The organism is Prevotella falsenii DSM 22864 = JCM 15124 (assembly GCF_000613945.1).
Taxonomy (GTDB): Bacteria; Bacteroidota; Bacteroidia; order Bacteroidales; family Bacteroidaceae; genus Prevotella; species Prevotella falsenii.
The window spans coordinates 12,747-32,546 of record NZ_BAJY01000030.1; the positions used below are offsets into that span (position 1 = coordinate 12,747).

General features: G+C 38.6%; 15 protein-coding genes and 2 pseudogenes. 3 read left to right on the forward strand and 14 right to left on the reverse strand.

Annotation, left to right across the window (positions count from 1 at the left end):
• Nucleotides 1-3: 3 nt before the first annotated feature.
• The 13 genes and pseudogenes from JCM15124_RS10130 to JCM15124_RS10190 all read right to left on the reverse strand — a co-directional run bounded on the left by JCM15124_RS10130 (nucleotide 4) and on the right by JCM15124_RS10190 (nucleotide 14,842).
• The gene (locus tag JCM15124_RS10130) at nucleotides 4-2,514 is read right to left on the reverse strand and encodes a transglycosylase domain-containing protein (RefSeq protein ID WP_024999334.1); all 2,511 of its coding nucleotides are present in this window, start codon (nucleotides 2,512-2,514) and stop codon (nucleotides 4-6) included.
• A 57-nt stretch (nucleotides 2,515-2,571) separates the two neighbouring features.
• A pseudogene (miaA, locus tag JCM15124_RS14100) lies at nucleotides 2,572-3,470 on the reverse strand (tRNA (adenosine(37)-N6)-dimethylallyltransferase MiaA).
• 6 nt (nucleotides 3,471-3,476) lie between these two features.
• Nucleotides 3,477-4,246 (reverse strand): annotated as a pseudogene (gene lpxA, locus JCM15124_RS14105) (acyl-ACP--UDP-N-acetylglucosamine O-acyltransferase).
• Between the two features lie 8 nt (nucleotides 4,247-4,254).
• Nucleotides 4,255-5,643 (reverse strand): bifunctional UDP-3-O-[3-hydroxymyristoyl] N-acetylglucosamine deacetylase/3-hydroxyacyl-ACP dehydratase, encoded by a 1,389-nt coding sequence (locus tag JCM15124_RS10145; RefSeq protein WP_024999335.1) that lies wholly within the window; start codon nucleotides 5,641-5,643, stop codon nucleotides 4,255-4,257.
• A 5-nt stretch (nucleotides 5,644-5,648) separates the two neighbouring features.
• Entirely contained in the window at nucleotides 5,649-6,689 is a 1,041-nt protein-coding gene (gene lpxD / locus JCM15124_RS10150) for a UDP-3-O-(3-hydroxymyristoyl)glucosamine N-acyltransferase (protein WP_024999336.1), read from the reverse strand.
• A 51-nt stretch (nucleotides 6,690-6,740) separates the two neighbouring features.
• On the reverse strand, nucleotides 6,741-7,961 hold the full coding sequence (locus JCM15124_RS10155) for an HD domain-containing protein (protein ID WP_024999337.1): 1,221 nt from the start codon (nucleotides 7,959-7,961) through the stop codon (nucleotides 6,741-6,743).
• A 19-nt stretch (nucleotides 7,962-7,980) separates the two neighbouring features.
• Entirely contained in the window at nucleotides 7,981-8,808 is an 828-nt protein-coding gene (gene pyrF / locus JCM15124_RS10160; RefSeq protein ID WP_024999338.1) for an orotidine-5'-phosphate decarboxylase, read from the reverse strand.
• 246 nt (nucleotides 8,809-9,054) lie between these two features.
• Nucleotides 9,055-10,167, reverse strand: coding sequence for a peptide chain release factor 1 (gene prfA / locus JCM15124_RS10165; protein ID WP_024999339.1), 1,113 nt, complete (start codon nucleotides 10,165-10,167; stop codon nucleotides 9,055-9,057).
• A gap of 20 nt (nucleotides 10,168-10,187) precedes the next feature.
• Nucleotides 10,188-11,351, reverse strand: a complete 1,164-nt coding sequence (locus tag JCM15124_RS10170; RefSeq protein WP_024999340.1) for an AIR synthase-related protein — start codon at nucleotides 11,349-11,351, stop codon at nucleotides 10,188-10,190.
• A gap of 21 nt (nucleotides 11,352-11,372) precedes the next feature.
• Nucleotides 11,373-12,125: a shikimate dehydrogenase family protein gene (locus tag JCM15124_RS10175; RefSeq protein WP_024999341.1), complete on the reverse strand. Its 753-nt coding sequence runs from the start codon at nucleotides 12,123-12,125 to the stop codon at nucleotides 11,373-11,375.
• Between the two features lie 13 nt (nucleotides 12,126-12,138).
• On the reverse strand, nucleotides 12,139-12,873 hold the full coding sequence (gene ubiE / locus JCM15124_RS10180) for a bifunctional demethylmenaquinone methyltransferase/2-methoxy-6-polyprenyl-1,4-benzoquinol methylase UbiE (RefSeq protein ID WP_024999342.1): 735 nt from the start codon (nucleotides 12,871-12,873) through the stop codon (nucleotides 12,139-12,141).
• Between the two features lie 45 nt (nucleotides 12,874-12,918).
• A complete protein-coding gene (locus tag JCM15124_RS10185) occupies nucleotides 12,919-13,869 on the reverse strand; it encodes a phosphoribosylaminoimidazolesuccinocarboxamide synthase (protein WP_024999343.1) in 951 nt (316 codons plus the stop codon).
• A 13-nt stretch (nucleotides 13,870-13,882) separates the two neighbouring features.
• Nucleotides 13,883-14,842 (reverse strand): PhoH family protein, encoded by a 960-nt coding sequence (locus tag JCM15124_RS10190; RefSeq protein WP_024999344.1) that lies wholly within the window; start codon nucleotides 14,840-14,842, stop codon nucleotides 13,883-13,885.
• Nucleotides 14,843-14,955: 113 nt separating this feature from the next.
• Here JCM15124_RS10190 and JCM15124_RS10195 point away from each other — a divergent pair, with 113 nt between their 5' ends.
• The 3 genes from JCM15124_RS10195 to JCM15124_RS10205 all read left to right on the forward strand — a co-directional run bounded on the left by JCM15124_RS10195 (nucleotide 14,956) and on the right by JCM15124_RS10205 (nucleotide 18,875).
• Nucleotides 14,956-15,774: a DUF5715 family protein gene (locus JCM15124_RS10195; RefSeq protein WP_024999345.1), complete on the forward strand. Its 819-nt coding sequence runs from the start codon at nucleotides 14,956-14,958 to the stop codon at nucleotides 15,772-15,774.
• A 151-nt stretch (nucleotides 15,775-15,925) separates the two neighbouring features.
• Nucleotides 15,926-17,806: a DNA mismatch endonuclease Vsr gene (gene vsr / locus JCM15124_RS15415; RefSeq protein ID WP_156930707.1), complete on the forward strand. Its 1,881-nt coding sequence runs from the start codon at nucleotides 15,926-15,928 to the stop codon at nucleotides 17,804-17,806.
• A complete protein-coding gene (locus JCM15124_RS10205) occupies nucleotides 17,787-18,875 on the forward strand; it encodes an HpaII family restriction endonuclease (protein ID WP_024999347.1) in 1,089 nt (362 codons plus the stop codon). The genes vsr and JCM15124_RS10205 overlap by 20 nt, the downstream gene beginning before the upstream one ends.
• A 90-nt stretch (nucleotides 18,876-18,965) precedes the next feature.
• On the opposite strand, the gene JCM15124_RS10210 is transcribed toward JCM15124_RS10205, so the two are convergent.
• Entirely contained in the window at nucleotides 18,966-19,607 is a 642-nt protein-coding gene (locus JCM15124_RS10210) for a hypothetical protein (RefSeq protein WP_024999348.1), read from the reverse strand.
• Between the last annotated feature and the right edge of the window lie 193 nt (nucleotides 19,608-19,800).

Sequence of the window (19,800 nt, forward strand, 5' to 3'; positions counted from 1 at the left end):
ATCTTATACTTCAAGTGGCTCTATGCGCGGCTTTGGAACATGAATAGGAGCGTTTGACGGTTGCTTGGGTTTATTGTTCTCTTCATTTTCGCGAGGAGGCACTATCCTGTCTTCCATATTCCTGTTCTCATCGCCTTCCGCATCTTGCTCGTTCTCATCGGGCAAACCCTCTTGCTCATTTCTGTAATAGAGATGCAGGCTATCGGGTTCTCGTGCCGGTTGAACCACCGACTGACAATTGTACATTGCAGGGTCTATCTCTTTTTCCGGATTTGGCAACCACTTTGCATGATACTTTTGGAAAGCCTTGTCGCGCATTAAATCGTAAATAAAGTTACCACACATCGGAAGTGCCGTCTTGGAACCTTGCCCTAAAGCACCTGTTCGGAAATGAATGCTACGATATTCGCCACCTACCCATGCGCCAACGACAAGTTTAGGACTTACTGCCATGAACCAAGCATCGGAATGATTGTTGGAAGTACCTGTCTTTCCGCCCCAATCGGTATCGCCAAATATGTATTGATTTAACGTGCGGCTGGTTCCACCCGGTTCAGTAAGTCCGCCCTTTAGCAATTGCTGCATGAAGAACGCACTCTGATAAGACAACACTTGCTTGTTGTCCGGCTTTGCAACATACACTTCGTTGCCTCGCTGGTCGAGTATCTTTGTAACCACAACCGGGTCGCAATGTTCACCATCATTTGCAACCGTACAGTATGCGTTCACCATTTCAAGCAAATTTACGTCGCTCGACCCTAAAGCCAATGATGGTTCGTTTTCGAGCGGACTCTTTATACCCATGTCTTGAGCAGTGCGGATAATGTTCTTTATGCCCATCTCTTGTCCCAAGCGAACGGCTATTGTATTGATACTTCGTGCAAAGCCTGCTTTTAATGTTATAGAGTCGCCCGAGTAGTTGCCATTGGCATTGCGTGGTGTCCAAGTTTTCAATATTCCCGTCTTTTTATCGGGTACTTCCATGCTGATATATTCATCTCTGCGCTTATCGCACGGAGCCAAACCTTGATTCATTGCTTCGGAATAGACAAAGAGTTTAAAAGTAGAACCCGGCTGACGCTGTGCCGTAACTTTATCGTACTTCCATGTTTTGAAATCTATATCACCGACCCATGCTCGCACTGCACCTGTTTCAGGCTCCATGGCAACCATTGAACAGTGCATGAACTTTACCATGTAGCGAATGGAATCCATCGATGACATTTCCTTTTCGATTATACCTTTATCATAATCGAAGAGTTTCACCTTGTGTGGCCGGTTGATGTAGTACAATACGCTGTCTGGCCGGTTGGGATATTTCTGCACCAAATTCTTATAGAATGGTTGGCGTTCTGCTATTCTTTCTATAAATCCCGGCACTAAATTGCCATTCTCGTCGCGCCATGGGTCTTGACCGCTCCAATGCCTGTCAAAATCCTGTTGAATTTTGCGCATCTGTTTCTTTGCAGCGTCTTCTGCATATTGCTGCATGCGAGTATCAATTGTTGTATAGATTTTCAAACCGCTGCTATAAAGGTCGTAGTCGTTGTCTTTTATCCAATCCTTTAGATAATCGGCAACATATTCGCGGAAGTATTGTGCTCTGCCGTCATAATTTTCTTCTACGTGGACATCAAGTTTCATAGGTTTCCTTGAATACTTTTCGTATTCACTCTTTGCTAAATGCCCATGTGTTACCATATTATATAAAACGGTGTTACGTCTGCTAAGAGAATTTGAAGGATTTGAAATCGGGTTGTAGAAAGTTGTTGCCTTCAGCATTCCCACTAACGTCGCAACCTGTTCGGTGGTAAGTTGGCGGGGAGTAGTATTGAAATAAGTTCTTGCAGCTGTCTTTATGCCATACGCATTGTTTCCGAAATCAACCGTATTGGCATACATCGTCAATATTTCATTCTTAGAGTAAATAAACTCTATTTTGTATGCGATAATCCATTCCTTGGCTTTGACTATAAGCATTCGCAAGCCGGGAATTTTGCCCAATAATCCGGAATATTCCTTATTTCTGATTCGGAACATATTTTTAGCAAGTTGCTGCGTAATAGTAGAAGCACCACGAGCACCATCGCGCGTTACGGCATCTTTTACAGCACCACCAATACCCATAAAGTCCACTCCATGGTGGCTGTAAAATCTTTCATCTTCAGTACTTATCAAAGCTTTCCAAAACATTGGATTTACATCTTCATACTTCACAGGTATGCGGTTTTCCTTGAAATATTTGCCTATTAGAACAGAGTCGGCACTATATATTTCTGAAGCAGCATAGGTTGGCGGAGTTTTGATTTCAGCAAAACCGGGCGACTTACCGAAAAGCCACAAGAAATTCATATCAACCATACCAAAGAAGATGAAGATTGACACAAAGAACGATACGATACCCAATGAAATCTTTGTGTACCATGCACGTCCTTTATACAACTTAATGTACCATGGGAAGAAATTAAAGAATCCCTTTATAATGTTTTTGAATAATCTGATTATACTTTTCATTTAGAAGTAATTTATAGGTACTTATTCTAACAAGATTACAAAAATACCAAAATGTTTTCAGAATAGAAAACTATCAATGTGTTTTAATATTTCTTTAGTTTCATTCGGGTGAAACCAACGAATATTCTTATCTCTTTTAAACCAAGTCAGTTGCTTACGTGCATATTTTCTTGTGTTGCTTTGTATCTTGAAAACGGCTTCATCAAGAGTAGTTAAACCATCAAGATATTCAAACAGTTCTTTATAGCCAACTGTGTTCAAAGCATTTAAGTTTCGGTTATCGTATATGCGCAAAGCCTCGTCTATCATTCCCGAAGCAATCATATCTTCTGTGCGTGCGTTTATCCGCTCGTATAGTTCCTCGCGCGGGCGATTCAATCCTATTTTAATTATATTAAACGGACGTTCTTGTTTCCTGTTAGTACGATATGATGTGTATGTCCTTCCTGTTTGAATACAAACTTCAAGTGCATGAAGGACTCTGCGCGGATTTTTTTTATCTACAAATTCCCAATGAACGGGATCTAACTCTTTTAGTAATTCGCAAAGTTTCTCTAATCCTTCGGTTTCAAGTCTTTGCATTAGCGTTTGCCGTACTTCATTGTCAATGGTAGGTATATCGTCTATACCATTACAAACAGCATCAATATACATCATCGAACCGCCAGACAAGATATACGAGGATGTTGGATTTGCTTTTAATAAACTCAAAACTTCTTGTTCATAAAGCTTGCTGAGTAATATTCGCCAACACTTTTACAAGCAACAAAGTGGTGCTTTACACGAATCAGCTGCTCCTTTGTAGGAGCAGCTGTACCTATGGGTATCTCTTTGTATATCTGTCTTGAATCAGCATTGATAATTTCTAAACCATAATGCTGTGCAACATCAAGTGTTAAAGCAGTTTTACCAACACCTGTCGGACCTATTAATACAATAAGATTTTGTATATTCAATGCTATTTATTTAATAATTCCTCTTGATGAAGCTTGAACAAATTCAATGATATGCTGAATTTCTTTCGTCATTGGTAAAGTATCTTTTATCTTTTGGATATTTTCTTCGCGAGTTCCTTCACCATACAACAAACGGTAAGCATCATGAATTTGGTCTATCTGTTCATTTGTAAATCCTTTGCGTCTTAATCCAATAATATTAATACCTGCATATCGGATTGGCTCTTTGCCTGCAATAATATAAGGAGGAATGTCTTGAGAAAAACGGCTTCCGCTTGAATCATTACATTACAACCAATGTTGCAAAACTGGTGGCAAAGAACGGAAGCAGAGATAATAGCATAATCCTCTACTTTAACTTCTCCTGCCAGCTTTGTTGAATTACCGATAATAATATTTGAACCGATAATACAATCATGGGCAATGTGCATACTTTCCATAAAAAGATTGTTGTTGCCCACAATCGTTGTCCCCTTTGAAGCTGTACCGCGTGAAATGGTTACGTTTTCACGTATTGAATTATTGTCGCCAATTTCGCAGAAACTTTCTTCACCACGAAATTTCAAATCTTGCGGTTTGGTAGAAATACTTGCTCCGGGGAAAAACTCGTTTCCATTGCCAATTCGTGCACCTGTGTGTATTGTAACACTATTCAGTAGTTTGTTATTATCGCCAATTATGGTATTATCGTCAATATAACAAAACGGACCAATGATATTATTGTCGCCTATCTTTGCATTTGGATGCACGAATGCCAAAGGACTAATAGTATTCATAATTTTATTTATTTGTTTTTTACTATTTGTGCAGTAAATGTAGCTTCTGCCACAACATTATCGCCTACAAACATATAACCTTGCATTGAGCTGATGCCATGACGTACAGGGCTTAAAAGTTCAACACGGAATAACAGGGTATCGCCCGGTACAACTTTCTGACGGAACTTTACATTATCTATTTTCAAAAAGTAGGTAGACCATCTTTCAGGTTCTTCTACTTGAGAAAGTACCAATAATCCGCCACACTGTGCCATAGCTTCTATCTGAAGGACACCGGGCATTACGGGCTCTTGTGGGAAATGTCCTTGGAAGAAAGGCTCGTTGGCGGTAATATTCTTAACACCAACTATTGTTGTTGCTCCCATCGCAACTACTTTATCGACAAGTTGCATAGGGTAACGGTGGGGGAGAAGCTCGCGTATTCGGATATTATCCATTAATGGTTCATCGTTCGGATCGTAAATAGGAGCTTGGATTTCGTGCTTGCGAATGTCTTTACGAATCATTCTTGCAAACTTATTGTTTACAGTGTGTCCGGGTCGGGTTGCAACAATACGCCCCTTGATAGGTTTTCCAATTAAAGCCATATCGCCAATAATATCCAACAACTTATGTCTTGTGCACTCATTATCCCAAATGAGAGGTTTGTGTTGTATGTAGCCTATACTCGTGGCGTCCATGTGTGGTACTTTAAGCAAATCAGCCAATTGGTCAAGAGTAAATTGGTCTACCTGCTTTTCATAGATAACTATTGCATTGTCGAGGTCGCCACCTTTTATAAGATTTGCTTGCAATAATGGCATAATATCTCTAACGAATACGAAAGTTCTTGCAGGAGATATTTCGTCAGCAAACTTATCTATATCGTCAAGTGTTGCAAATTGACTGCTGATGAACTTAGATTCAAAAGAACACATTGCTGTAATTGAGAACTGTTCGTCGGGCAGAATAGTGATAATACTACCGCTTTCGTCCTTATACTCCATCTTTTTTCTAATAATGTAATAGTCTTTTGGAGCATTTTGGTCTACGATACCTATTTCTCTAATCTTCTCAACATACATTGCTGCTGAGCCATCGAGAATAGGAAATTCCGGACCGTTAATTTGGATTAAACAGTTGTCTATTCCCATTGCATATAGAGCGGCCATACCGTGTTCGATAGTACTGACACGTGCTTCGCCTTTCGCTATTACTGTACCGCGCTGGGTATCAATAACATTTTCTGCAATAGCATCAATGATAGGCTGTCCCTCCAAATCAATTCGTTGAATCTTGTATCCTGTATTATCTGGAGCTGGATTAAAAGTAACAGTAAGGCTTAATCCTGTGTGTAAACCTTTTCCAAAGAGGGAAAAACTTCCCTTCAGTGTTTTCTGTTTTGTTGTTTCCATATCTATTATTTATTCTTTTTCAATTCATCAATTTCTTTCTGTAAAGCATCTATCTGTTTATAAATCTCCGGAAGTCTTTGAAATATAACTTGTGATTTAAAATAGTTGCGTGGCTCAATAGCAGGACTACCCATAAGTGATTGATTATCTTTCAATTTGCTCAATACGCCTGACTGTGCCCCAAGGAAGACTTTATTACCAATCTTTAAGTGTCCGGATATTCCAACCTGCCCACCGAACATACACCATTCTCCAACTTTGGTAGAACCGGCAATACCAACTTGCGCACTCATAACAGTGTTTTCGCCAATGTCAGTATTATGTGCTATCTGCACAAGGTTATCGAGTTTTACACCTTTACGCACGTATGTACTTCCCATAGTTGAACGGTCGATACACGTGTTTGCTCCTATTTCAACATTGTCTTCTATGGTAACAATACCAATTTGTGGAATTTTATCGTAACTGTTTGTTTCTGCATTTGGAGCAAAGCCGAAACCATCTGCACCTATAACACTACCGGAATGGCAAATAACATTATTTCCGATTTTGCAATCGTGATAGATGCTTACATTAGGATAAATAATGCAATTATTTCCTAAAGTAGTATTGTCCATGATGGTTGTATGAGGGTAAATCATACAGTTGTCTCCAACAACAACTCCATCGCCTATATAAGCAAAAGCACCAATATAGACATTCTTACCTATTGTTGCTTGGGGAGAAATAAACGCTAACGAATCTATTCCCTGTTTTCTTGGCTTCATACTTTCATAAAGCTGAAGAAGTTTCGCAACACAGTCTCGTGCATTTTTTACACGTATTAAAGTCGCTTTCGTTGGCTTTTCTATCTTTATGCTTTCGTCTACAAGAACTATAGAACATTCAGTTTCATATATATAATGAGTATATTTCGGATTTGACAAAAAACTTATAGCACCACGCTTCCCTTCCTCTATCTTTGTGAAAGTGCTAATGGTTGCTTTTTCATCGCCTTCTATACTTCCTTGTATAAATTCTGCAATTTGCTTTGCGTTAAATTCCATTCTATATAATAAATGATAAATGCTTGTTCGTGCAAAGATACCAAACTTTTATTAGATTCTGTGATAACAAAAGTAATATTTACGAATTTTTTTAGATAATAGTTCTACATTCAATATCTCCGATGCCTCGGTTATATCTTTTAATCTACCATCTTTTGACAATATACTAATGCGGTCCTCGTTAATGTCGTACATGTCTTTTTGAATGGTATCTATCTGCATTAAGTAGCTGCTATCTTCTTCGGTGATACCTAAGAAACGACAAATTTGTTCTTTACATTCACTTATTTGTTCTTGTGAAATTGGCGTATCATGAATTTCCACCTTAAAAAGCTTACGATTGATAAAATCATCGGAAAGAAGTGATAGAATTTTATCTTCTGATTTTTGCCATACTTTTATGGCACTCCATAAGTCGCTATCATCTAAATTCAAGTAATGCCCCAACGTTTCTTCATGGTTTTTGAAGTATTCTGCATTTACGTCATTTTCAAGAAAGAAAGTTAAAGCCGGGGAAGCGAATAGTTTATATCCATCTTTCAGTAGCTTCTTGGCTCGAAGCAATAAACTTATTAAGAGCTTTTCGTACCCAACCGTGGCTTTATGTAAATATACCTGCCAATACATTAAACGGCGCGATGTAAGGAAGTTCTCGATTGAATAAATACCTTTGGCATCTATTACTAAGGTATCGTCTACGACATTCAGCATTTTTATAATTCGTGCCGAACCGATATTGCCTTCTGTTACACCTGTGAAAAAGCTATCTCGTTTCAGATAGTCCAACCTGTCCATATCAAGCTGACTGCTGATTAATTGATGAAGGAAACGCTTGGGATATTCATTCTTGAAAATCTTAATGGCAAGATTAAGCTCACCATTCATTTCTTGGTTGATGCAATTCATTACCATTAAAGATATTTCTTCGTGGGTAATTCCTTGTATTAATGTATTCTCAAGCACATGAGAAAAAGGACCGTGCCCGATGTCGTGCATCAAGATAGCTGCCTGAAGAGCTTCTGCTTCGCTTTCGAAAATGAAAACGCCCTTTTGCTGTAACGACAAGATAGCCTCACTCATTAGATGGAATGCACCTAACGAGTGTTGAAACCTTGTATGTTGAGCACCGGGATAAACAACGGTAGTTAGCCCTAATTGTTTTATACGGGTTAAGCGTTGCATGAACGGGTGTTTAACAATATTCAAAAGAAGTCCTGACGGAATCCTGATGAACCCAAATACGGGGTCGCTTATAATCTTACAGCCACTCATAGAACACTTACCCTTCAAATTACTTTTTCAGCTTATCAAGCTCTATTGCCATTTCCTGTTGCAATTCTTTTGCCTTTTCCCCTGCAACTTCTGCAAAGTTTTCTTCCGAACTTGCATAGATAATACCTCGTGAAGAATTGACCAAAAGACCACAATCTTTATTCATGCCATATTTACAAACTTCTTGCAAGCTACCACCTTGTGCACCGACTCCGGGTACTAAAAGGAAACTATCGGGGACTAATTTCCGTATATCGGCAAACAAACTGCCTTGCGTTGCACCGACAACAAACATTAAGTTCGCTGTTGTGCCCCATTCTTGAGCTTTGGTCAGTACCCGCTCGAATAAGCGCATAACATCTTTGTCTTCAAACAACTGAAAGTCGTGGCTTCCCTTGTTACTTGTTAATGCAAGAAGAATTGCCCACTTACCGTCGTATTCCAAAAATGGTTTTACAGAGTCTTCGCCCATATACGGAGCAATGGTAAGTGCATCGACATCGTATTCTTTAAAGAATGTTTGCGCATACATCTTTGATGTGTTTCCAATATCGCCACGTTTGGCATCGGCTATTATGAAATGGTTTGGATAGTTTTCTTTCAGATATGTTATGGTCTTTTCAAACGCTTCCATACCCTTCAACCCATAGCACTCATAAAATGCCAAATTAGGTTTGTATGCTACGCTATAAGGAGCAGTTGCATCAATTATGGCTTTATTAAAAGAAAAAATAGGGTCTTCTTCGTTTAACAGAAACTTAGGCACCTTGTTTAAATCGGTATCAAGCCCGACGCAAAGAAACGATTTCTTTGTGAATATCTGCTCAATTAATTGTTTTCTATCCATGTTGATTAATGTTTATTCTTTAGTTCCAACCCACGAAATATTGTTCACTATTGGCGTGAGTTTACCGAATTGTTTACAGAGTTGAATGTTTATACTCAAAAAAGGGGGTAAATGTTAATAACAACTAAAGTATAAGTAGTGGGGCACTGAAGTATAAGTAGTGCCCCACTGAAGTAGGACTTGTCGTCATCTCTGTCTATTATACCTGTGGAGTATTTGTTTTTTCTTCCGGAATTTTACAATAATTTACAATTCCGTTTCTTTTAACTTTTCAGCGTTCTCTGCAACGGTCAGTGCATCTATCATATCTTGGATTTCGCCATTCATGAAACCGGGCAAATCGTGAGTCGTAAAACCGATACGATGGTCGGTTACTCTACCTTGCGGATAGTTGTACGTGCGGATTTTAGCTGAACGGTCGCCTGTAGAAACAAGACTTTTGCGTCTGCTTGCTATGTCGTTTACATATTTCTGATGTTCACGGTCGTATATAAATGTACGCAATCTTGACAAAGCTCTTTCCTTATTTTTAGGTTGGTCGCGGGTTTCGGTACATTCTATAAGAATTTCTTCCACCTCGCCTGTATTCGGATTTTTCCATGGATAGCGCAAGCGAACGCCCGATTCCACCTTATTCACATTTTGTCCACCTGCACCGCTCGAGCGGAATGTATCCCATTTTATGTCGCCTTCATTGATATTCACTTCAAACTTATCGGCTTCCGGAAGTACGGCAACCGTAGCTGCCGACGTCTGCATACGTCCTTGAGTATCGGTAGACGGAACACGTTGCACACGGTGAACCCCTGATTCATACTTAAGAATACCATATACACCGGTACCTGCCACCGCAAAGTCTATTTCTTTGAAGCCGCCGACTGTTCCTTCCGAAACCGATGTGATAGATAGTGTCCAGCCTTTCTTGTCGCAGTAACGCTTGTACATATTGAAAATGTCGCCTGCAAACAATGCAGCTTCGTCGCCACCAGCCCCTGCTCTGATTTCCATCTGCACGTTCTTATCGTCTTCCGGGTCTTTGGGGACAAGCAAAAGCTTAATTTCTTCTTCAAGTTTTGGTTGCAGCTCTTCGTTCTCACTCAACTCCAATCTTGCCATATCTTTCATTTCGGGGTCGGTTTCATTGGCAAGAATATCCTTGGCTTCATTTATTGTAGTAAGACAATTTATATATCGCTTGCGTGCGTCCATAATGTCGCCAAGGTCCTTATATTCCTTGGTGAGCTTAATGTATCGTTGTTGGTCGCTTATTACATCTGGGTCGGTAATGAGCGTAGAAACCTCTTCAAAACGTGCTTCAAGTCCATCAAGTTTCTCTAATATATTATTCTTTTCGGGCATATACTTATTTCTGTTGTTGTTTAATAATTAAATTCTCCAAATTCGCTCTTGATGGTTAAACTCTTCTTGCCTTCTTCAATATAACCGATAACTTGTGCATCAATATTGAATTCCTTGCTAATAGCAATAATCGAGTCAGCCATTTCGGGGCGAACATAAATTTCCATTCTGTGTCCCATATTGAACACTTGATACATTTCTTTCCAATCCGTACCGCTGCATTCCCTTATGGCTTTAAATAATGGAGGAACGGGGAACATATTGTTTTTTACGACTTTACAGTTATCATTAACAAAGTGCAATACTTTTGTTTGTGCTCCACCCGTACAATGTACCATTCCGTGTATTTCGCTACGATATTCATCAAGTATTCGCTTAATTACAGGAGCATAGGTGCGGGTAGGGGAGAGTACCAATTCTCCTGCATTCAAAGGGCTGCCTTCTACCGCATCGGTTAATTTGTATTTACCACTATAAACCAATTCGTTGGGCACAGCAGGGTCGAAGCTCTCCGGATAGTTTTCAGCCAAATACTTTGAAAAGATGTCATGGCGTGCACTTGTAAGACCGTTACTGCCCATTCCGCCATTATATTTCTTTTCGTATGTCGATTGTCCTGTCGAACTCAGACCAACGATAACATCACCCGGACGGATATTGGCATTATTGATAACGTCAGAACGTTTCATTCTGCAAGTAACGGTTGAATCGACAATAATGGTACGTACCAAATCGCCAACATCTGCTGTTTCTCCACCAGTAGGATAAATGCCAATTCCCATTTCTCGCATTTCTGCCAGCAATTCATCTGTGCCATTAATAATAGCCGATATAACCTCGCCCGGAACAAGCATTTTATTGCGTCCGATGGTAGACGACACTAAAATATTGTCTACAGCTCCAACACACAACAAATCGTCAGTATTCATAACGATGGCGTCCTGCGCAATACCTTTCCAAACATTTAAATCGCCAGTCTCTTTCCAGTACATATAAGCCAAGGAGGATTTTGTGCCTGCACCATCGGCGTGCATTATGTTGCAGTATTCCTCGTTACCTCCTAAGATGTCCGGAATGATTTTGCAAAATGCTTGTGGAAAAATCCCTTTGTCTATATTCTTTATAGCGTTATGTACATCTTCTTTGGCAGCACTAACGCCACGCATTGCATATCTGTTATTCATTGTCTTGACTATATTTTCAGATTACTTTACTTCTCTATCATTCCAAATGTCCCAGCTTGCAAATGCTTGCAAAAGCAACATTTCCAATCCGTTCTTAACAACCGCACCATGTTCTTTGCCTTTTTCCATAAAGCGTGTTACGTTAGGATTATAAAGCAAATCATATAAAAGTGTATGACTGTCCATAGCTTCGTATGGAAGTGGCAAACATTCTTCCACGTTTGGATACATTCCTACAGGCGTGCAATTTACAATCACATTAAACTCTTTTATTATCTTGGGAGATAAATCATTATAAGTCAAAACGTCTATGTTTTTACGCCTTGAAACACATTTGGGTTCAATGCCTAAAGATTTCAGACCATAGCATACAGCTTTAGAAGAACCACCTGTTCCTAATACAAGTGCTTTCTTGTGATAGCGTTCTAATAAAGGCTCTATACTTTTTGTAAATCCTATAACATCGCTGTTATAGCCTTTGAGGTATGTTTTATTGCCAGTGTGTTCTATACGAATGACATTTACAGCACCGATAGCTTTTGCTTCAGGACTTAAAGCATCAAGATACTTGATAACTTGCTTTTTATAAGGTATGGTAACATTAAGTCCTTTCAATTCCGGAGTTGTATCAATAATCTCCCAAAGGCTTTCAATAGATGAAATTTCATAATTATTGTACTCGGCATCAATGCCTTCGTTTTGAAATTTCTCATTAAAATATCCTTTGGAAAAAGAATGCTCTAACGGATAACCTATCAGTCCATATTTGTCCATAAGTAACTAAATTTTATTTTTCAGCAATATACATTGTACAGATACCAAAAGTCAGACGCTTAAAAGATGTTTTAACGAAACCTGCTTTCTGAAAAATTTTCATCATCGTTTCACCTTGTGGAAATGCAGCAATCGTCTTATTTAAATAATCGTATGCGCTACTGTCTTTTGAAATCAAGCGTCCATAAAATGGTAAGACTACTTTCGAATATACTTTAAAGAGTTGCTTCATAGGGAATGCTATCGGCGTTGTGAGTTCTATAATGCACAAATGTCCGCCTTTCTTTAAAACTCTATACATTTCGTTAAGCCCCTTCTCAAGGTCTTGAAAATTACGAATACCAAAAGCTGCAGTTACTGCTTCAAATGTATCGGAGGGGAAAGTAAGATTTAAACAATCTTCTTTTTGAAAAGATATAATGCTCTCCAGCTTTTCATTTCTTACCTTCTGACGTCCAATTTCCATCATTCCCTCAGAAATATCAGCACCAATAAGTGTATCCGGTAAAAGCATTTTGGCTGACAAAATAGCAAAATCGCCTGTCCCCGTTGCAATGTCAAGTATTGTTTTGGGCTTAAACGGTGAAAGTTGCTTTATGGCTTTCTTGCGCCAACTTTTGTCTATATTCCACGACAGTCTATGATTTAGGGTGTCGTAGGTTGGGGCTATGTTATCAAACATTTCCTCAACCACTTTCCCTTTTTCTTCTATACTGTTATAAGGCTTTATCTTTTCTTGGTTATACACGTTGATACTGATTAAGTTTCCTTGCGAGTATTAATTTAAAATCTTTTATTTTCTTGAAGCCAAATATTTGCTTACATTCTTTTCAATTCGTTCTGCCAAATCAATTTCGCTATTAACCTTTACAAACGTTTCGCCTGTGATATGTTCGTAGAGCTCAATGTATCTGTCGCCTACGCTTGCTGCATACTCATCGGTTATTTCGGGCATGGTTTGTCCCGGTTCGTTCATAAAGTTATGCTCTATCAACCATTGGCGAACAAACTCTTTTGAAAGTTGTCTCTGTGGTTCGCCTTTTGCCAATTTTTCTTCATAGCCGTCAGCATAAAAATAGCGACTTGAGTCTGGCGTATGTATTTCGTCTATTAAATAACATTTCCCATCACGCTTGCCAAATTCATACTTAGTATCAACAAGAATAAGACCTTTTTGAGCTGCAATTTCCTGTCCGCGTGCAAAAAGTTTTCTTGTCCAATCTTCAATCGTATTGTAGTCTTCTTCTGAAACGATGCCTTGCTTGATAATTTCTTCTTTCGAGATATTCATATCGTGACCTTCGTCAGCCTTGGTAGTTGGTGTGATGATAGGCTCGGGGAAGCGTTCGTTTTCTTTCATTCCCTCTGGAAGTTTCACACCACAAAGTTCTCTGCAACCGGCTTTATATTCTCTCCAAGCTGAACCTGTAAGGATAGAACGGATAATCATCTCCACCTTAAAGCCTTCGCATTTCAATCCCACTGTAACCATCGGGTCCGGAGTTGCCAATTTCCAATTGGGGCAAATGTCTGAAGTAAGGTCTAAAAACTTTGAAGCTATTTGGTTTAAAACCTGTCCTTTAAAAGGAATACCTTTAGGCAATACTACATCGAAGGCTGAAATACGGTCGGTTGCAACCATTACTATTAAATCATCGTTAATGTCGTAGACATCACGAACTTTTCCGTGATAAACATTTCTCTGTCCTTCGAACTTGAAATCGGTTTTAGTTAATGCATTCATAATTCTTATTATTTTATGGAGTAGTTTTTATTTTCTTTGCTTTATCGTATGTATCGTAAGCAGTAACAATTCTCGTTACGAGCTTATGTCTTACAATATCTTTTTGATCGAGTTTCACAACAGCTATTCCTTCTGTTCCGGAAAGTATTTCTATTGCTTCTTTCAGACCGCTTTTCTGATTGTAGGAAAGGTCTATCTGCGTTAAATCGCCTGTTATTATCATTTTAGAGTTCATTCCCAATCGCGTAAGAAACATTCTAATTTGGGCTGTCGAAGTGTTCTGGGCTTCATCAAGTATGACAATAGCATCGTTCAACGTTCTTCCTCGCATGAATGCAAGCGGAGCTATTTGTATAATGTGCTTATCCATCATATCTTGAAGTTTAACTGCGGGAATCATATCTTCAAGCGAATCGTACAAAGGTTGCAGATAAGGGTCTATCTTTTCTTTCATGTCGCCGGGTAAAAAACCTAATTTCTCTCCGGCTTCGACTGCAGGACGAGAGAGAATAATCTTCTTGACTTCCTTTGCTTTCAAAGCTTTTACAGCAAGCGCAATACTCAAATAGGTCTTACCTGTACCTGCCGGCCCTACCGCAAACACCATATCGTTCTTATTGAAAGCATCAACCAGTAGCTGCTGGTTACGAGAGCGGCTTTTTATAGGCTTTCCCGAAACAGAGTAAACCAACACACCTTTGCCTGCATCTGTTTTTGTTTGTCGTCCGTTTACAATGTCAAGAATATCTTCCTCGCTTATAACATTATACTTTGAAATATGTTTGCGCATATTCTCAACATCTTCTTCTAACTTTGCCATCTGCTCTTCATCGCCCAATACCTTTATAACATTGTCGCGAGCAACAACTCTCACTTTTGGAAAGAGAGATTTTATCATTTGCAGATGTATATTACCAACGCCATAGAACACTACGGGGTCAATATCATCAAGAACAATATGTTTTTCTATCAATTTCTTTCACCTATTTTAATACTGCTGCAAAGTTAATATAAAAACGTGAACCACGCAAATAATTATCAAATCTTGTAAGTCGATTTTATTAAAAAATAGCTACCTTTGTACCAATGAAAACAAAATGGAAGATAACAAAGAATAATTTCTTAATAGGTTTTATGGCTACAACAGCTTTCTTGGCAGTTGTCAGGCTTATTTTCCCTTCCGTGGCAAAGCCGTCTTATGCTGTTAAAGAAAAGACTTTAGTAAGCGATACAACGCGCATACTACCAGATACTTCTAAAAGCAATAAACCTGCAAACGAAACCAAGACAACTGCTCAGTCTTTTGCACCGGGCAATGGTTTGACACAGTTTTTCGATGCTAACGGAAAAGAAATGAAGAACCGTATCGTTGGCGTGGCAAACTATGATGAAAGTTTTCCCGACTCGCAACACGTACAATTCAAATCGGCAATGAAGTATGCAGTAAAGGCTGTCATAAACAGAGAAGATGCGGAGTTGCGCAAGAAAGAACTTGTATATATAGGTAGCAACCCTTTCTACGATGTAAAACGCTTGTCGAGCAGCATACCATATCTTGTGCCATCGGCTTCTGTTTTGCTTCAAGACATAGGGCGCAACTTCTTCGACAGCCTTCAAGTAAAGAACATTCCACTTACAAAGATATTGGTAACAAGTGTTTTACGAACGAAAGAAGATGTTGAAAAACTCAGACGTTACAACCATAATGCAACCGAAAACAGCTGCCACCTTTATGGAACAACGTTTGATATAGCCTACAATAAGTATTCGCCTATAACGCGACGGGTGCGCAACGATACCCTAAAATGGATTTTAAGCGAGGTGTTAAGCGACTTGCGCAAACAAGGTCGCTGCCATATAAAATACGAAAAGAAGCAAGGTTGCTTTCATATAACGGTTCGATAAGGCTGCTTTATAAAATAAACACGTAACGAAGTGACAGAAAAAGAAAGGGTGTAGCGAATAGACTGAAAAAGGTTTTATTACGTTATATTTTTCTGTCAGCTAAAAGCCAAGAAAGGACAGGATATAGATAAACGCAGCAAAAGTTCAGTTTTTGCCGATTCAACACATTAAAAATGAGCAAAATTGTATTCTTTTTTATTATTATCTGCCGACCTTAAACTTCGTTCAAATTAAAATGAGTACCTTTGTAAACTGGATTTGGCATATACTGTTTCTCAAAATAGCACCAATGGACCACCTGACAAAAGAACAACGCCATAAAAATATGGCAGCAAATAAGGGCAAAGGAACCAAACTGGAACTTCTATTTGGAAAATTGCTTTGGAATGCAGGAGTGAGATATCGTAAAAATGACACATCTGTATTTGGTAAACCGGATTTTGTAATCAAAGGTCATAAAATTGCGATATTTTGCGATGGCGAATTTTGGCATGGTAGAAATTGGGAGATAAGGAAGAATGACCATAAAAACAACTGCGATTTTTGGCACTCTAAAATTGAACGAAATATTGAGCGCGATAAAGAGGTTAATACCGCATTGCAGAAACAAGGTTGGAAAGTTTTCCGATTCTGGGAGACAGAGATAACCAAAGAACCTGATAAATGCTTAAATAGAATTTTAAATTATATGAATACAGATAATAAAACTTCCGAAAAAATTGCCATCACAAAAATGTGTGGTGGTAATAAGGTTGTTATGCAAATGTATGGCCCTCATTCTTTGAATGAAGATGGAACTGTTATGGCATTTAACGAACAGATGGCAATAGTTTCTCATTATCTGCATAATCAAAGCTATAAATATGCTAAACCGTATGAATCTAAAGCAGAGGGATTGATAGAGGATATATACAATGTCCACAACAAGCAAATTGAGGAAAGATGCGTTTCGGATGTTTGTGTCCAATATTCTCTGTTTTCAGATTTGTTCTCTGTTCCGTTCTTGCCTATAGATAATCCTAAATTTACATTCATTGATTTATTTGCAGGAATTGGTGGATTTAGAATAGCAATGCAAAATCTTGGTGGAAAATGTGTATTTTCATCTGAATGGGACACACAGGCTCAAAAAACATATCTGTTAAACTATGGAGAAGTTCCATTTGGTGATATAACCAAAGAAACCACCAAATCATTTATTCCCGATGATTTTGATGTTTTGTGTGCCGGATTTCCCTGTCAGGCATTTTCGTTGGCTGGGAAACGACTCGGGTTTGAAGAAACAAGAGGTACTTTGTTTTTTGATGTAGCAGAAATCATACGTAGAAAGCGTCCGAAAGCATTCTTCTTAGAGAATGTAAAAGGTCTGCTTATTCATGATAAGGGAAAAACCATCCAAACGATACTAAAAGTTTTAAGGGAAGATTTGGATTATTATGTTCCTGAACCTCAAATTGTAAACGCAATGAATTTTGGCGTTCCACAACATCGAGAGAGAGTGTACATAGTAGGATTTAGAAAAGACCAAAATGTCAGCGAATTTTCATATCCGACTCCAACTGATACGAGCAAAACATTTGCGGATATAAAAGAAGAAAATACTGTTTCTGCAAAGTACTATTTATCCACTCAATATGTGAAGACTCTTGTAGCTCATAAAGAAAGACATGCAGCAAAAGGTAACGGTTTTGGATATGAAATAATACCTGATGATGGCGTTGCAAATGCCATCGTTGTTGGAGGTATGGGACGAGAGCGTAATCTTGTAATAGATAACCGCCTTGAAGATTTTACCCCGGTAACCAACATCAAAGGTGAAGTTAATCGTGATGGTTTACGCAGAATGACTCCACGAGAATGGGCACGTTTGCAGGGTTTCCCGGATAATTTCATAATCGGAGTAGCAGATGCTTCCGCTTACAAACAATTTGGAAATTCTGTTGCAGTTCCGGCTATTCAAGCTACTGCACAGGAAATAATTAAAAGGATTAATCTCTCAAAATCCAAGAAATATGGCACTGACAGGAAATAAAGGAGAATGGAGTGAAATATACACTTTACTCAAACTATTGGGTGAAGGTAAAGTCTATGCAGGCGACCAAAACTTGAATAAGATTCAGAACTTATTCTATCCGATAATAATGATTCTTCGACAAGAAAAAGAAAGTAGTTACAACTATAGCTTGCAAGACAAAGATGTCGTAATTCAAACTCCCCAAGGGGAAGATTTGTTACGTATCCCTGCTTCTGTGTTTTTAGATGAAGCTGAGAAATTATTAAAGGCTATCAATGAAAGTGATGGAGCTTTTTCCATTCCGCAAATTGAAGCCTTCATGAATCGCATTTATTGTCATTCTTTAAAGGCAAAATCATCAGATAAAACGGATATACGAATTATTCTGCATGACCATAGAACCAAAATAAACTCCGAGATGGGGTTCAGTATAAAATCTCAGTTGGGAGGAGATTCGACACTGTTGAATGCAAGTAAAGCCACAAACTTCAATTTTAAGATACAAGGTGTAGCACTTTCAGATGAAGATATCGCCAATGTTAATTCATTGAATCCTAAACGGAACAAGGTAATAGATAGAGTCGATACTATTAAAGAGAAAGGAGGCGAGCTGATATTTGATAAGGTTGATAATCCGACATTCCGCAATAATCTTGTTATGCTTGATGGTGATTTACCGGCTATAATTGCTCATTTGCTTTTGGAACAGTTGAATAGCGGTATCTCAACATTGAAGGAATTAGCAGAACTAATTACGGAAGTTAATCCTTTGGGATATGATACAGAACAGGCATCACCGTTCTATGCGTATAAAATCAAGCACCTTTTAACTTCTGCTGCATTAGGTATGATGCCGGCTACCGCTTGGAGTGGCAAATTTGATGCAAACGGAGGATATTTGGTCGTAAAGAAAGATGGTGAAATCCTTTGCTACCATTTTTATGACCGTAATCGTTTTGAAGATTATCTTTTCTCCAATGCGTATTTGGAGCGGTCAAGCACTTCACGTCATGAATACGCATCGATAATAAAAGAAGATGACGGAACTCTATCGTTTAAACTCAATTTTCAGGTAAGACTAAAGTAATGTTATGAAATTAAAGACTATATACTTTAAAAAAAACAATAGCGCATACTTGATCGGTTGATGCTCTTGTATGCGCATTTTTTATTGTGTTTACTTTTCTTCTTCCGGCAGTTCGTCTAAGTTTATCGACGGCTTAAGCAGACCGGCACGCATTAATATGCTCGATATTTCTTCGTCGCCGGTACGCCTGTAAACCGTATAGGCATATCGTGGTTTTCCGTTGGGGAATGCTCCCATGGGCTGAATCACCTCCATTGCTCCTTCCGACAGTGTTATAATGTCTATGTCGGCAAAGTCGTTTATTGTCAGATGATTGCTTTCCGCATCGTACTTGTAAGTGTATTCGTAGCTGACAGTTTTGCCCGTAGCTGACGAAAAGAAAAATGTATGGCACTTTCCGTCTTTGAAATAATAATTAACAGGGTTAAGTCCAACCATAGAACGATAATAATCTTGCGTATCCAACTGTCCGTCTTCCTTTATAATACGAGTGGAAACCCACATAAAACCGCCAAAACTCGTTAGGTCTTGAAAATCCTTTTCAGAAATCTTCTGTTTGTTCTTCACATAGCATTCGCCTTTTTCATTAAACAAGAATTTCACGTTTGGAGTAAGATTAATAACCTGCATATCAGACTGTTGTTTAGGAGTTTTACATGCAGAAATACCCATTACCAATGCAATGAAAGCAATGGCGAATGATTGTTTTTGCTGTATCGACTTTTTATTCATACTTGTTATTTATAAGTTTCTTATACTGTTTGCATTTTCAAATCGGTAGGGGAGAGGCACATTGCTATATTTCACCATTCCCCAAACATCAAGATAAGTATTTCATATACTTGCAAATATACGGTAAAAAAAATGATTTAAGCAATAGAAAATAAAAATTCTACGAAACTTTAAATATTTACCGGCTGACGGC

What these genes read in the sequence shown, in the direction of transcription:
- pyrF (WP_024999338.1), bottom strand. Translation starts at nt 8,808, where the DNA reads ATGGATAGAAAACAATTAATTGAGCAGATATTCACAAAGAAATCGTTT.
- JCM15124_RS10145 (WP_024999335.1), bottom strand. Translation starts at nt 5,643, where the DNA reads ATGGAAACAACAAAACAGAAAACACTGAAGGGAAGTTTTTCCCTCTTT.
- JCM15124_RS10130 (WP_024999334.1), bottom strand. Translation starts at nt 2,514, where the DNA reads ATGAAAAGTATAATCAGATTATTCAAAAACATTATAAAGGGATTCTTT.
- JCM15124_RS10170 (WP_024999340.1), bottom strand. Translation starts at nt 11,351, where the DNA reads ATGAATAACAGATATGCAATGCGTGGCGTTAGTGCTGCCAAAGAAGAT.
- JCM15124_RS10175 (WP_024999341.1), bottom strand. Translation starts at nt 12,125, where the DNA reads ATGGACAAATATGGACTGATAGGTTATCCGTTAGAGCATTCTTTTTCC.
- JCM15124_RS10210 (WP_024999348.1), bottom strand. Translation starts at nt 19,607, where the DNA reads ATGAATAAAAAGTCGATACAGCAAAAACAATCATTCGCCATTGCTTTC.
- JCM15124_RS10185 (WP_024999343.1), bottom strand. Translation starts at nt 13,869, where the DNA reads ATGAATGCATTAACTAAAACCGATTTCAAGTTCGAAGGACAGAGAAAT.
- JCM15124_RS10205 (WP_024999347.1), top strand. Translation starts at nt 17,787, where the DNA reads ATGGCACTGACAGGAAATAAAGGAGAATGGAGTGAAATATACACTTTA.
- JCM15124_RS10195 (WP_024999345.1), top strand. Translation starts at nt 14,956, where the DNA reads ATGAAAACAAAATGGAAGATAACAAAGAATAATTTCTTAATAGGTTTT.
- JCM15124_RS10155 (WP_024999337.1), bottom strand. Translation starts at nt 7,961, where the DNA reads ATGAGTGGCTGTAAGATTATAAGCGACCCCGTATTTGGGTTCATCAGG.
- prfA (WP_024999339.1), bottom strand. Translation starts at nt 10,167, where the DNA reads ATGCCCGAAAAGAATAATATATTAGAGAAACTTGATGGACTTGAAGCA.
- lpxD (WP_024999336.1), bottom strand. Translation starts at nt 6,689, where the DNA reads ATGGAATTTAACGCAAAGCAAATTGCAGAATTTATACAAGGAAGTATA.